The 13413-nt window shown below is 63.7% G+C and carries 11 protein-coding genes; 6 read left to right on the top strand and 5 right to left on the bottom strand.

Translation table 11 applies throughout. The annotated features are described in order from the left end of the window. Positions 1–42: 42 nt before the first annotated feature. Positions 43–2205 (bottom strand): excinuclease ABC subunit UvrB, encoded by a 2163-nt coding sequence (gene uvrB / locus O4220_RS25475; RefSeq protein ID WP_269608337.1) that lies wholly within the window; start codon positions 2203–2205, stop codon positions 43–45. Positions 2206–2283: 78 nt separating this feature from the next. Between uvrB and O4220_RS25470 the strand changes: the two genes are divergently transcribed. Next, positions 2284–2829 carry a DUF402 domain-containing protein gene (locus tag O4220_RS25470; RefSeq protein ID WP_269608336.1) on the top strand — a complete coding sequence of 182 codons (546 nt, stop codon included), beginning with the start codon at positions 2284–2286 and terminating at the stop codon, positions 2827–2829. A 16-nt stretch (positions 2830–2845) separates the two neighbouring features. Here O4220_RS25470 and coaE read toward each other — a convergent pair whose 3' ends face one another. Continuing rightward, positions 2846–4063 carry a dephospho-CoA kinase gene (gene coaE / locus O4220_RS25465; RefSeq protein ID WP_269608334.1) on the bottom strand — a complete coding sequence of 406 codons (1218 nt, stop codon included), beginning with the start codon at positions 4061–4063 and terminating at the stop codon, positions 2846–2848. Positions 4064–4192: 129 nt separating this feature from the next. Here coaE and O4220_RS25460 point away from each other — a divergent pair, with 129 nt between their 5' ends. Next, positions 4193–4402, top strand: coding sequence for a hypothetical protein (locus tag O4220_RS25460; RefSeq protein ID WP_032378969.1), 210 nt, complete (start codon positions 4193–4195; stop codon positions 4400–4402). 161 nt (positions 4403–4563) lie between these two features. Here O4220_RS25460 and rpsA read toward each other — a convergent pair whose 3' ends face one another. After that, a complete protein-coding gene (rpsA, locus tag O4220_RS25455) occupies positions 4564–6042 on the bottom strand; it encodes a 30S ribosomal protein S1 (RefSeq protein ID WP_027497255.1) in 1479 nt (492 codons plus the stop codon). A gap of 214 nt (positions 6043–6256) precedes the next feature. Here rpsA and O4220_RS25450 point away from each other — a divergent pair, with 214 nt between their 5' ends. Continuing rightward, positions 6257–7084 carry a class I SAM-dependent methyltransferase gene (locus O4220_RS25450; protein ID WP_269608332.1) on the top strand — a complete coding sequence of 276 codons (828 nt, stop codon included), beginning with the start codon at positions 6257–6259 and terminating at the stop codon, positions 7082–7084. A 12-nt stretch (positions 7085–7096) separates the two neighbouring features. On the opposite strand, the gene O4220_RS25445 is transcribed toward O4220_RS25450, so the two are convergent. Beyond that, entirely contained in the window at positions 7097–8194 is a 1098-nt protein-coding gene (locus O4220_RS25445) for an isocitrate/isopropylmalate dehydrogenase family protein (RefSeq protein WP_269608364.1), read from the bottom strand. A 10-nt stretch (positions 8195–8204) separates the two neighbouring features. Between O4220_RS25445 and O4220_RS25440 the strand changes: the two genes are divergently transcribed. The 3 genes from O4220_RS25440 to trxA all read left to right on the top strand — a co-directional run bounded on the left by O4220_RS25440 (position 8205) and on the right by trxA (position 10370). Then, on the top strand, positions 8205–8711 hold the full coding sequence (locus tag O4220_RS25440; RefSeq protein ID WP_269608331.1) for a 2'-5' RNA ligase family protein: 507 nt from the start codon (positions 8205–8207) through the stop codon (positions 8709–8711). Between the two features lie 204 nt (positions 8712–8915). Further along, positions 8916–9914 (top strand): helix-turn-helix domain-containing protein, encoded by a 999-nt coding sequence (locus O4220_RS25435; RefSeq protein WP_269608329.1) that lies wholly within the window; start codon positions 8916–8918, stop codon positions 9912–9914. 84 nt (positions 9915–9998) lie between these two features. Next, the gene (gene trxA / locus O4220_RS25430; protein ID WP_269608327.1) at positions 9999–10370 is read left to right on the top strand and encodes a thioredoxin; all 372 of its coding nucleotides are present in this window, start codon (positions 9999–10001) and stop codon (positions 10368–10370) included. Positions 10371–10462: 92 nt separating this feature from the next. Here the strand turns inward: trxA and polA are convergent, their stop codons facing one another. Further along, positions 10463–13204: a DNA polymerase I gene (polA, locus tag O4220_RS25425; RefSeq protein ID WP_269608326.1), complete on the bottom strand. Its 2742-nt coding sequence runs from the start codon at positions 13202–13204 to the stop codon at positions 10463–10465. Positions 13205–13413: the final 209 nt, after the last annotated feature.

Below are 13413 nucleotides of genomic sequence, written 5' to 3'. Positions count from 1 at the left end.
TTCGGCTCATTCCGCAGGCTCCACTCGCGTCTCCAGCGTGCGCTATTTGAGCCCGGCCGCATCCATCCCGCGCAGTTCCTTCTTCAGATCCTGAATCTCGTCTCGTAAGCGTCCCGCGAGCTCGAATTTCAACTCGCGGGCAGCGTTCATCATCTGGTCGGTCATGTTCTTGATCAGATCGGCCAGCTCTGCGCGCGGCATCGACGAGACGTCCTGCCCCTCGTAGACGCCGGAGCTGACCGACCGCCCTGCTTCGCCCTGAGCACGTCGCCCCCGGCTGGCGTTGCGGCCGGACCCACCGATCTCGACGACGTTGTCGGTGTCCTCGGCTTCCTGATACACCTGATCGAGGATGTCGGCGATCTTCTTGCGCAGCGGCTGCGGATCGACACCTCGCTCCTTGTTGTACGCGATCTGCTTTTCGCGCCTACGTTCGGTTTCCTCGATTGCGTAGGTCATCGAGTCCGTCATCTTGTCGGCGTACATGTGCACTTCGCCGGACACATTTCGGGCAGCACGACCGATGGTCTGGATCAGGCTCGTACCGCTGCGGAGGAAGCCTTCCTTGTCGGCATCGAGAATCGCCACGAGCGACACTTCCGGTAGGTCCAGGCCCTCACGCAGCAGGTTGATGCCTACCAGTACGTCGTACTCTCCGAGTCGAAGTTGCCGGAGCAGCTCGACTCGGCGCAGCGTGTCGATATCGGAATGCAGGTAACGCACGCGAATGCCCAGTTCGAGAAGGTAGTCGGTGAGATCCTCCGACATCTTCTTGGTCAGGGTGGTCACCAGCACGCGCTCGTCCTTCTCTGCTCGCTCCCGGATCTGGTGCACCAGGTCGTCGATCTGTCCCTTGGTCGGCTTGATGACCACCTGGGGATCGACGAGTCCGGTGGGCCTGATGACCTGCTCGACGAATTCCCCTCCGGTCTGACCGAGCTCGTACTTTCCCGGGGTGGCGGATAGGTATACCGTCTGGCCGATCCGCTGCGTGAACTCTTCCCACGTCAACGGACGGTTGTCGGTAGCCGACGGGAGGCGGAAACCGAAATCGACCAGGTTTCGCTTACGCGACATGTCACCCTCGTACATCGCACCGATCTGCGGCACGGTCACGTGCGACTCGTCGATCACGAGCAAGAAGTCCTCGGGAAAGTAGTCGATCAACGTCGCCGGTGCGGTGCCGGCCCCTCGTCCGTCGATGTGTCGCGAGTAGTTCTCGATACCCGAGCAGAACCCGACCTGCTTGATCATCTCCAGGTCGTATTGCGTCCGCATCCGTAGCCGCTGTGCCTCCAGCAGCTTTCCCTTGCTCTCCAGTTCGGAAAGCCTTCCTTCGAGTTCGGCCTCGATGTCCTTGACCGCTCGTTCCATGCGCTCCGGCCCGGCAACGTAGTGAGTGGCCGGGAAGATGCGTACCGAATCGACCTGCCGGACGATGTCACCGGTCAGCGGATGCAGGTAGTAGAGCGCTTCGATCTCGTCGCCGAAGAACTCGATGCGGATCGCCAGTTCCTCGTAGGACGGAATGATCTCGACGGTATCGCCGCGAACCCGGAACGATCCCCGAGTGAAAGCCATGTCGTTGCGCGTGTACTGCACGTCGACCAGAAGGCGGAGCAGCGCATCGCGCTGAACCTCGACGTTGACCTCCAGCTCGATCGACCGGTCGACGTACGACTGCGGGGTGCCGAGACCGTAGATGCACGACACCGAGGCCACCACGACCACGTCTCGGCGGGAGAGCAGAGATGCCGTGGCCGAGTGCCGCAGCCGCTCGACGTCGTCGTTGATGGACGAGTCCTTCTCGATGTAGGTATCGGTCTGCGCGATGTACGCCTCGGGCTGGTAGTAGTCGTAGTACGACACGAAGTACTCGACGGCGTTGTTGGGCAACATGTCTCGCAGCTCGTTCGCCAACTGCGCTGCGAGAGTCTTGTTCGGTGCCATCACCAAGGTGGGGCGCTGCAGTTTCTCGATGAGCCAGGCCGTGGTGGCCGATTTACCGGTACCCGTGGCACCGAGAAGCACGATGTCCTTCTCGTCCGCCTTGATCCGCCGTTCGAGCTCGGCGATGGCGGTCGGCTGATCACCGGCCGGTACGTGTTCGCTGACGACCTCGAACGCCGGCCCGGTGCGCTCGATCGCGCCTACCGGACGGTGTTCGGAGTGCGCGACAACGGGATGTTCGGATGCAAACGCCATTACACAAGCGTAGACGCGCCCACCGACAAGTTCCGTCGGAGAGACCTCGGAGGTCTGTTCCCGGTAGCTTCTACAGGCATGGTCGCTCACACGTCAGTCGGTGCGCACACCGTCGTACATGCCCCCAAGCACGAGACGTTCGACCTCGTTGCCAAGACGAACGTGGACCCCAAAGGTTTCGTACGCGTGGTCGACGAATATCGCGTCGAGCCATGGGGGCTGTACATGGCCCGACCCTCGGATCATGCTCACTTCGACTACTTGGAGTCCTGGCTACTGCCAGCTCTCGGGCTCCGCGCCTCGGTGTTCCACTACCTGCCGGCACACGCGAGGGACCAGGACTACTACGTCGACGTCGGCGAGTACACGGCCGGCACCACCGAGTGGACATCCGTCGACCACTATCTGGACCTCAGTGTCCGCACCGGCCGCGACTACGACCTGCTCGACGTCGACGAGCTGTTCGACGCGCGGGTGGCGCAACATCTGGACACCCCGACGGCCGAGCGTGCGCTGTCCAGGTCGATCGCGGCCATCGAAGGACTGACGCGGCACGATTACGACCTGAACGCGTGGCTCGCATCCGTCGGAATGCCGACCGTGTGGAACGGCAAACCGGCCTGATGCGCGCAGTTCTACGTCACAGAGTCCAGTTCGTCTCCTCTGCCCATTGCCACGCCCGACGGTAGGCAACGTCGAACCACGGCGCCTTGGCGTTCTCGTACGCTTCGATTGCCGCACGGTAGTCCGTGATCCCAGCGGCCGCCTCCGAGGCACGTCGCTTGATCCCCGAGTACTCGGTCGCAACAGACGAGTCTTCGCGCAGCCAGTCGCGAAACAAGAGGGCGAACTTCTGGTTCGGCCAACCGTCGACCCGAACGTGCACGTTGGCAGGTCGCCCGGGGTCCGCGTTGCCGTGAAAGCGCTTGCCCCACACTGCAGGATCCGCCTCACCGCCCATTCCGTACGCAGGCTTGGGGTCGTCGAAGTTACTGGTCTCGACTCCGGGGAACCCGGCAAGACGTAACCGATCACCGACTGCATCCGCGTCGACGAGAGAACGCACCGTGATCTGAATGTCGATGACATCCTTCGCGTCCAGACCGGGCACTGCGGTGGATCCCACGTGGTCGATTCGGACGGCTTCGTCCGCACAGGCGGGAGCCAGGCGGCCGATGATTCGGCGGGCCTGCAATTCCCATGCCGGGTCGGCCGTCACCTGCTCCGGATGCGTGCGGGCGACGATGCCCTCTCTGATGTTGCGCTCGAAGGGAATCAGGCGCTCGTTCCACAGGAGCCGAACCTGCTCGTCGACGCTCCCCGGCGCACCGGTGTTGTCGATCCATACGTCCGCTGCGGCTCGGCGTGCGTCATCGGTAGCCTGCGCTGCGATACGGGCGCGGGCGTCGGCCACGGGCATGTTTCGTTGGCCGGTGAGTCGGCGTACGCGCTCCTCGGCGTCGACCCAGACGACCACGACCAGGTGGAAGAACGGACCCATCGAGCCTTCGACGAGGAGCGGAATATCTTGCACCACAATGGCATCCGAGGCCGCACCGTCGATGATCTCAGCAGTACGCTTACCGACCAGCGGGTGGACGATGCCGTTGAGCTTCTTGCGGGATTCCTCGTTCCCGAACGCCACGGCCGCCAACGCCGGACGGTCCAACGAACCGTCCGGTGCGAGAATGTCGGCCCCGAACGTATCCGTCAGTTGTTGCAGGCCAAGCGTTCCCGGTTCCACGACTTCACGGGCGAGCACATCGGAGTCGACGAGAACTCCACCCAGCTCGGTCAGCACCTTGGCAACGGTCGATTTTCCGGCACCTATTCCACCGGTCAGTCCCAGTCTCAGCATGCACCCAGTCTGACACTCGAACACGCCGAAGCACACCAGCCCCAAATGCACCGGTTTCGGAGGCCTGTCGGTTATCTTCGACGAGCGCGACCTCGATGTGCCGACCCACAGCTATTGAAAAGGACACCCATGCGAAGCAATCAGATCCAACCGGGTCGGCACCGCCTTGGCATGGATGCAGGCGTACATTGCGTTCTCATTCCGGAAGTTGCCTCGGCGTTGGCCGACCACCGGCGTAACTGGTTCACCAACCTCCTGACCCCCGCCCGCCACAGCTTCGCGAGCATGCGCAAGCGCACGGAGAGCGTCGGTCAGTGGAGTCCAGCCACCGCCGCGTAGTTCGCACTTCCCCCTCACACATGGGCCCGGTTCATCGGAACCGGGTCCATTGTCGTCTCGCGAGCTGATCATGTCCGCTCGACTGCTTCGAACGAGAAAGCCCCGGTTCTCATGAAGAGAACCGGGGCTGTGGTCACACCCTCACGGGTGGACAACTTCTATCAGGCGTTGCCCGACAGCTTCTCGCGAAGTGCAGCAAGCTGCGCATCGCTGGCCAGCGATCCACCGGTCGAGGCCGGAGCCGATGCTGCGGGAGCATCGCCTTCTGCATCGGCGGGGGCCTGACCCGACTCGGAGGAGTAGTTGGTGTTGGCGGCTTCGGCAGCTTCGTCCTTGGCCGTCTTCTCCATCTGAGCGGTGTGCATCTTGTGGCGACGCTCGGCCTCGGCGTAGCGACCTTCCCACTCTTCACGCTGCTTCTCGTAACCTTCGAGCCATTCGTTGGTCTCGGAGTCGAAGCCCTCGGGGAAGATGTAGTTGCCACCCTCGTCGTACGAGTCGGCCATGCCGTACTTGGACGGATCGAACTCTTCTGCGTAGTCCTCGTTGGCCTGCTTGAGGCTCAACGAAATCCGGCGACGCTCGAGATCGATGTCGATGACCTTGACGAGAGCGTCGTCGCCGACACCCACGACCTGGTCCGGAACCTCCACGTGGCGCTCGGCCAGCTCGGAGATGTGCACGAGGCCCTCGATGCCCTCTTCGACGCGCACGAACGCACCGAAGGGAACCAGCTTGGTGACCTTACCGGGCACGATCTGGCCGATCGCGTGGGTGCGAGCGAACTGGCGCCACGGATCTTCCTGAGTTGCCTTGAGCGACAGCGACACACGCTCGCGGTCCAGGTCGACGTCGAGAACCTCGACGGTGACCTCGGTGCCGACCTCGACAACCTCGGACGGGTGATCGATGTGCTTCCAGGACAGCTCGGAGACGTGCACGAGGCCGTCGACGCCACCCAGGTCCACGAAGGCACCGAAGTTGACGATGGAGGACACGACGCCCTTGCGGACCTGGCCCTTCTGGAGCTGGTGCAGGAACTCGCTGCGGACCTCGGACTGGGTCTGCTCGAGCCATGCGCGGCGCGACAGGACCACGTTGTTGCGGTTCTTGTCGAGCTCGATGATCTTGGCCTCGATCTCCTTGCCGACGTACGGCTGGAGGTCGCGGACACGACGCATCTCGACGAGCGAGGCAGGCAGGAAGCCGCGGAGACCGATGTCCAGGATGAGTCCACCCTTGACGACCTCGATGACGGTGCCCTTGACGGCCTCGTCCTTCTCCTTGAGCTCCTCGATCGTGCCCCAAGCGCGCTCGTACTGAGCTCGCTTCTTGGACAGGATCAGGCGGCCTTCCTTGTCCTCCTTGGTGAGGACGAGTGCTTCGATCTCATCTCCCACGGAGACGACCTCGTTGGGGTCGACGTCGTGCTTGATGGAGAGCTCGCGAGAAGGGATGACGCCTTCGGTCTTGTAACCGATGTCGAGTAGAACCTCGTCGCGATCGACCTTGACGATGGTGCCTTCGACGATGTCACCATCGTTGAAGTACTTGATCGTCGCGTCGATGGCTGCGAGAAAATCCTCTGCGGAGCCGATATCGTTTACGGCCACCTGCGGTGAGGTTGTGGTTGAGGGCATGTGTTGAGTTGCTCCGGACGGGTTGGGTATCGGTTGATGGATGTTCGGTCGGACCTGTGGAACATGTGCAGCACGAGTGTCGACGGCGACATCGATGCCGACTCCGCGAACGCCGAGGACGGGCGGACCCGACCTGAGCGCAGCATGAACACACTCGCGGTGCTCAGGGTACGCGATGCCTCAGTACCAGCACAAACCCGGTTAGAGTCGGCGTGTGAGCGATCTTCCTGTGCCGTCGTCCACTCCCGGCCGCGGCCGTGTCGATTCCGCCGCGAGCGACCGCGCCAGCAGACTCTGGTGGGACTCCGACGCCGACAACTACCACCGTACGCACGGCGCGTTTCTCGGTGTGTCGACCGACACCGGCGAATTCGTCTGGTGCCCCGAGGGACTGCACGAGGGAGATGTGCACCTGTTGGGCGACGTCGCAGGCAAAGACGTCCTCGAAGTGGGCTGCGGCAGCGCACCGTGCGCCCGCTGGCTCGGTGCTCAGGGTGCCCGTGCCGTCGGTCTCGACATCTCGATGGGCATGTTGCAACGAGGCATCGACGCCATGGCCGCGGGCGGTTCGACGGTTCCGCTGGTCCAGGCCAGTGCCGAATCGTTGCCGTTCGGCGACGAGCGATTCGACATCGTCTGCTCGGCCTTCGGCGCAGTTCCGTTCGTCGCGGACTCCGCCAACGTCATGAAGGAAGTCGCGCGAGTGCTCCGACCGGGCGGCATCTGGGTGTTCGCCGTCAATCACCCGATGCGCTGGGTATTCCCCGACGATCCAGGGGTCGGCGGCCTGACCGCGACGATTCCGTACTTCGATCGAACCCCGTACGTCGAATACGACGCCGACGGGACCCCTAACTACGTGGAGCATCACCGCACGATCGGTGACCGAGTACGCGAACTGGTTGCCGCCGGCCTCGAGGTGCGAGACATCGTCGAGCCGGACTGGCCGGAGTGGCTGGATCGGGAATGGGGGCAGTGGAGTCCGCTGCGTGGGCAGCTCTTTCCCGGGACCGCAATCTTCAGCAGTCGAAAGCCGCGCTGAGTCCGTCGTCGATCAGCGCCGGTGCACCCGCGCCTCGACGGTCTCGGTGAATGCGCTGGTCGAGGCCTGCCCACCGAGGTCTGCTGTCGCCACGCCGGATTCGACGGTGTCGTCGACAGCGTGTCGGATCCGTCCGGCGGCTGCGGCGAGCCGTTCGTTCCCGTGCCGATCGGCGAGCCACTCGAGCAGCATCGCTGCCGACAGGAACAGCGCCGTCGGGTTGGCGCGATTCTTGCCGGCGATGTCCGGTGCCGATCCGTGCGAGGCCTGTGCCATGGCCTGGGTCTGCGAGGAATTGATCGACGGGGCGGTACCGAGCGAGCCGGACAGCTCTCCCGTCAGATCCGACAGGATGTCGCCGAACATGTTCTCGGCCACGATGACGTCGTAGTCCTCACCGCGTCGAACCAGGTGTGCGGCCAGCGCGTCGACGTGTTCCTCGGTGACCTCGACGTGCGGGAACTGCTCGCCCACGGCGCGGCACGCATCGCGGAACAGCCCCGTCGTCATCGACAGCACGTTGGTCTTGTGCACAATGGTGAGCTTGCGGCGGCGTCTGTCTGCCAGCAAAAATGCCTCGCGCGCAATGCGTTCGCATGCCCGGCGGGTGAACACTCCCACCGCGAGCGCCACGTCGGGAGTCGGCATGAATTCCCCGCTGCCGACGAACATGTTGCGATCGGCATAGAACCCCTCGGTGTTCTCCCGCACCACTATCAAATCCATGTTCGGCGACATCGCTCGCACGCCGGCAAGGGCTTTCGCAGGCCTGATGTTGGCGAACAGGTCGAAATCCTTCCGAATCCGCCCGCCTGGGGTCAGCTGTGAACGAAACGGCTCCGGATACGAGGCACTGTCGTGTGGCCCCATAATCCAACACTCGAGCTCGCCCAGCTCCTGCAGCGTGCTCTCGGGTATCGGTGTGCCGTACTCGTCGATGGCACCGCGACCGAGCGGGAGGTGCACCCACTCGACCGCCGACCCCCCGACTGCCGCGATTGCCGCATCGACAACCCGAATCGTGGCAGGCACGATCTCGTGACCGATTCCGTCGCCGGTCATGGCCCCGATCCGAAGCGTCGTTGTATTCCGGCCGTCCGTCTGCGACATCATGGCCTCCATGGTGCAGTCCGCAGAACTTCTACTCGACTCCGGGCTCGATGCTGCGGTTCGCCGCGAGTGGGCGGCGCTGTCGGATGCCGGACTCCCGAGCCAGAACCGGCACCGCGGTGAATCGAACCGACCGCACATCACCGTCGCGGTGGCGGCCTCGATGCCCGTCGCGGTGGACGACGGCGTGGCCGTTCGTTTCGATCCGTTCGATGTGCGCCTCGGTGGCCTCGTCGTGTTCGGTGGTCGGACGATCACCCTGGCACGCCTGGTCGTTTCGACCAGCGAGTTGCTCGATCTGCACGCCCGGATGCACGAGGCTGTGGGCGAAGATTCGCTCGAGCACCTCGCCCCCGGCCGGTGGACACCGCACGTGACACTGGCACGGCGATTGACGTCCGAGGAGGCGGGATCCGCCGTACGCCTGCTGTCGACGAGCATCGAGGACCTGGTGGGCTCCGCCGTGGCCCTGCGTCGATGGGACGGCGAGGCCAAGCGGGCGTGGCGAATCGGCTGATCGCAACGTCAGAAAGTGAAGTCGCCGAACTGTGTCACCTCCGCGTGGGTGTCGGAAGCGAAGCCTGCGACGAGCGCGTCGATGGCCAGGAACGACAGCACAACTACCAATACAATTGTCATGCACCTAGCGTCCTACCTGCGCAGAGTCTCCACGAGTGGCAGTAAAGCCACATATCCTCGAATTTCTGCCATACTCGTCAACATGCTGAAACGAGTGGTCGTTGCGCTGATGCCGTTGACCGAACAGTTCGAGCTCGGCGTCGCATGTGAGGTGTTCGGGTTCGACCGCTCGGACGAGGGCCTTCCCACCTACGATTTCTCCCTGATCGCGGGTGTCCCCCAACCGATCCGCACCCGCGTCGGCTACACCATCGACGTGCCACACGATCTCGACAGTCTGGACAGCGCCGACCTGATCATCATTCCGGCCGGCGGCACCGAGGCGGCACACGACGGCAGCTATGTGTGCGGCACCGGATACAACTCGTCCATCGAGCCCTTGCTGGCCAAACTCCGTGCGGCGGTGGACCGGGGTGCCATGGTCGCAAGCCTGTGCAACGGTGCCTTCGTGCTGGGCCAGGCAGGACTGCTCGACAATCGGCCGTGTACGACGCACTGGCGGCATTCGGCTTCGCTGGCCGCGAAATACCCGCTGGCTCAGGTGGATCCGAACGTCCTCTATGTGGACGCGGGCAACGTGCTCACCAGCGCAGGCACGGCCGCCGGAATCGACCTGTGCCTGCACATCGTGCGTAAGTATCAGGGCAGCGTCGTGGCCAACGGGATTGCCCGCCGAATGGTCGTCCCGCCGCATCGCGACGGTGGCCAGGCCCAATTCGTCACCAGTCCCCTACCCGCCACACACACCGAGACATTGGCACCGCTGCTGGACTGGATGACCGAGAACCTCGACTCCGAACTCACGATCGGTCGATTGGCAGCACGGGTGAACATGTCGGCACGCACCTTCGCTCGTAAGTTCGCAGCCGAAACCGGAACGACGCCCGCGCGGTGGCTCAACGATCAACGTGTGCTGGCAGCGCAGCAGTTGTTGGAGAACTCCGACCTGCCGATGGATTCGATAGCCGAGGTGGTCGGCTTCGGAAACGCCGCCGCTCTGAGGCAGCATTTCGTCAGATTGCGATGCACCACCCCGAACTCGTACCGCCGGACGTTCCGCGCCGCACCCCAGCCCGCCTGACACCTGCACTCCGACGCAGCCGGGAAGATTCCGGCGCGTACCTGCGTTAACACACCAGAAGCGCAATCAATCGAAAGGGACCGCGTGGCCACTCAGACTTTGACCCAGCAGAATTTCGACGAGATCGTCACCAACAACGACGTGGTGTTGGTCGATTTCTGGGCATCCTGGTGCGGCCCCTGCCGCCAGTTCGCTCCGACATTCGAGAAGTCGTCCGATGCCCACCCCGATGTCGTGCACGCCAAGGTCGACACCGAGGCTGAGCAGGGCCTTGCCGCCGCTGCACAGATCCAGTCGATCCCGACGATCATGGCGTTCCGCGAGGGGATTCTCGTCTACGCGCAGCCCGGTGCATTGCCTGCACCGGCGCTCGAAGACCTCGTCGGACAGATCAAGGCACTCGACATGGACGTAGTACGCCAGCAGATCGCCGAGCAGGCTCCCGCACAGGAGTAGCTCGTCACACAGCACGACGCGAAGGGCCGCTCACCGAGTTCGGTGAGCGGCCCTTCGCTGTGCCACGGGTTGGATCAGTGAGCTGGCCCGATTCAGTGAGCTGCGGCATCCCAGCTTCGGCCGGTACCGACCGACACTTCGAGCGGCACCGAGAGTTCGATCGCCGACGACATCTTGTTCCGCACCAGAGCCTCTACTTCCTCGCGCTCGGAGTCGACGACCTCGAGCACCAGTTCGTCGTGAACCTGCAACAACATGCGCGACTTCAGAGTGGACTCGGCGAGTGAGCGGTGCACATCGATCATCGCGACCTTGATGATGTCGGCGGCGGTGCCCTGGATGGGTGCGTTGAGTGCAGCGCGCTCGGCTACCTCTCGCCGCTGACGGTTGTCACTGTTGAGATCCGGTAGGTACCGGCGCCTGCCGTACAGCGTGGAGGTGTATCCCACCTTGCGCGCTTCCTCGACAGCGTTGCGCAGGTAGTCGCGGACGCCACCGAACCGCGCGAAGTACGCCTCCATCTGCTGCTTCGCCTCGTCGGTGGAGATCTTGAGCTGCGCAGCGAGGCCGAATGCGCTGAGCCCGTAGGCCAATCCGTAGGACATCGCCTTCACTCGACGACGCAGTTCGGGGGTGACCTCCTCGATCGGCACCCCGAACGCGCGGGAACCGACGAAGCTGTGGAGGTCCTCGCCGGTGTTGAACGCCTCGATCAGACCCTCGTCGCCGGACACGTGCGCCATGATCCGCATCTCGATCTGGCTGTAGTCGGCGGTGAGCAACGAGTCGTAGCCGGCACCGACGACAAAACCGTCTCTGATGTGGCGTCCTGCCTCGTTGCGCACCGGGATGTTCTGCAGATTCGGTTCGGTCGAGGACAGTCGCCCGGTGGCCGCAACGGTCTGGTTGAACGTGGTGTGAATACGACCGTCGTCGGCGACGGATTTGAGCAGGCCGTCGACCGTCACCTTCATACGTGTCGCGTCTCGGTGATCGAGCAAGAACTTCAGGAAGGGATGCTCGGTCTTCTCGAACAACCCCTGCAGCGCATCGGCATCGGTGGTGTACCCGGTCTTGGTCTTCTTGGTCTTGGGCATGTCCAGTTCCTCGAACAGCACTACCTGCAACTGCTTCGGTGACCCGAGGTTGATCTGCTTGTTGATCACGCCGTACGCGGAGTTCGCGGCCTCGTCGACCTGCGCGGCGAAACCGGACTGCAGCGAGCGAAGGTGGTCGCTGTCGACGGCGATGCCGGTCGCTTCGACGTCTGCCAAGACCGTCAGCAACGGCATCTCCATCTCGGAGAGCAGCGTCGTCGATTCGATGGAAGCGAGTTCGGCATCCAGGGCCTCGGCCAGGTCGATGACGGCACGCGCCTTGAGAATCTCGCCCTCGGCGAATGCCGCATCAGCTGTGTCCTCGGCATCGAGCAACGACATCTGGCCTTCACCTGCGTCCTCGACGCGGAGTTCGCGCTTGAGGTAGCGCAGTGACAGGTCGTCGAGATTGAACGAACGCTGACCCGGCCGCACGAGGTACGCGGCGAGCGCGGTGTCGGTGGTCAACCCCGCGAGGATCCAGCCACGCCCCCGCACCGCGTGCAACGCCCACTTGGCCTCGTGCAGTGCCTTGGGTTGCGCCGGATCGGCCAGCCAGGCAGCGAGCGCGCGCTCGTCGGATTCGTCGAGGGCTGTTGTCGTGACGAACGCACCCTCACCGTCGGCCGCGGCGATGGCCAAGGAAGTCGCGTCACTGTCGAAGGGCCTGCGCGGACCGAGAATGGACAGGCCGCTGCGGCGGCCGTCGGACGCGTGCTCGTCCAACCACGCGGCCAACTCACCCGGGGCGACGATGCCACCGCGGACGTCGAAGCCTTCCTCGGCTTCGGGCTCGACCGACGCGAGGGTCTCGAACAGGCGGTCCCTCAAAATGCGGAATTCGAGATCGTCGAAGAGCGCGTGGATCTTCTCGCGGTCCCACGGGGCCAGTTCGAGCTGATCGGGGGTGTACGGCAACGGCACATCGCGCACCATTTCGGTGAGCTCGCGGTTGAGCACCACACTCGACAGGTTCGCGCGCAGTGCATCTCCAACTTTTCCCTTGACCTTGTCCACGTTGTCGACAAGGGCGGTGAGCGAACCGTATTCGGTAATCCACTTGGTCGCCGTCTTCTCCCCGACCCCGGGAATGCCGGGGAGGTTGTCACTCGGATCGCCGCGAAGGGCGGCGAAGTCCGGATACTGCGACGGCGTCAACCCGTACTTGCCGGCGACCTCCTCGGGGGTGAACCGGGTGAGATCCGAAACGCCCTTGCGCGGGTACAGGACAGTGACGTTGTCGGTGACCAACTGCAAAGCGTCCCGGTCACCGGTGACCACGAGCACGCGATAGCCGAGCGCCTCTGCCTGCGTCACCAGCGTGGCGATGATGTCGTCTGCCTCGAATCCGGCCTCCGCCATCACGGGAATACCCATGGCCCCGAGAACATCCTTGGTGATGTCCACCTGGCCGGCGAACTCGTCGGGAGTCTTGCTCCGGTTGGCTTTGTACTCGGGGAATCGCTCGGCGCGGAAGGTCTGCCGCGAGACGTCGAAGGCCGCGGCGATGTGCGTCGGCTTCTCGTCCCTGAGCAGATTGATCAACATCGAGGTGAACCCGTACACCGCATTGGTGCACTGCCCGCTGGTGGTCTTGAAGTTGTCCGCAGGCAGCGCGAAGAACGCGCGGAACGCCATGGAGTGACCGTCGATGAGGAGCAGAGTGGGACGCTGCCCGCCTGCTTTCGCATCGGTCTCGGCCGCGGGCGCTGCGCTTTTCTCGGTTACTGGGCTCACGGTTGACCAGTCTAGGTAGCGGGTCCGACAACTCGTAGCCGGATGCTCGCTGGGCATCGCGCTCGCCCTCACGACGCGCGTCGTGCACCGCGAAACACAACCGATACTTTCCGGAAATCTCAGTCGCCGATTTTGCGTCGTTTCAACGGATAGAGTCCGACAATTGCAGTAAATCCCCAACCCGTGACTCAACGACAACCGTCCGGAGG

Source organism: Rhodococcus ruber (assembly GCF_027270735.1).
Taxonomy (GTDB): Bacteria; Actinomycetota; Actinomycetes; order Mycobacteriales; family Mycobacteriaceae; genus Rhodococcoides; species Rhodococcoides rubrum_A.
This window is presented reverse-complemented; position numbering and strand designations above follow the sequence as displayed.

Excerpts from the sequence above, each read along its gene's own strand:
- O4220_RS25435 (WP_269608329.1), top strand. The coding sequence starts at position 8,916 with ATGCTGAAACGAGTGGTCGTTGCGCTGATGCCGTTGACCGAACAGTTC.
- uvrB (WP_269608337.1), bottom strand. The coding sequence starts at position 2,205 with ATGGCGTTTGCATCCGAACATCCCGTTGTCGCGCACTCCGAACACCGT.
- O4220_RS25460 (WP_032378969.1), top strand. The coding sequence starts at position 4,193 with ATGCGAAGCAATCAGATCCAACCGGGTCGGCACCGCCTTGGCATGGAT.
- O4220_RS25440 (WP_269608331.1), top strand. The coding sequence starts at position 8,205 with ATGGTGCAGTCCGCAGAACTTCTACTCGACTCCGGGCTCGATGCTGCG.
- coaE (WP_269608334.1), bottom strand. The coding sequence starts at position 4,063 with ATGCTGAGACTGGGACTGACCGGTGGAATAGGTGCCGGAAAATCGACC.
- O4220_RS25470 (WP_269608336.1), top strand. The coding sequence starts at position 2,284 with ATGGTCGCTCACACGTCAGTCGGTGCGCACACCGTCGTACATGCCCCC.
- O4220_RS25445 (WP_269608364.1), bottom strand. The coding sequence starts at position 8,194 with ATGTCGCAGACGGACGGCCGGAATACAACGACGCTTCGGATCGGGGCC.
- rpsA (WP_027497255.1), bottom strand. The coding sequence starts at position 6,042 with ATGCCCTCAACCACAACCTCACCGCAGGTGGCCGTAAACGATATCGGC.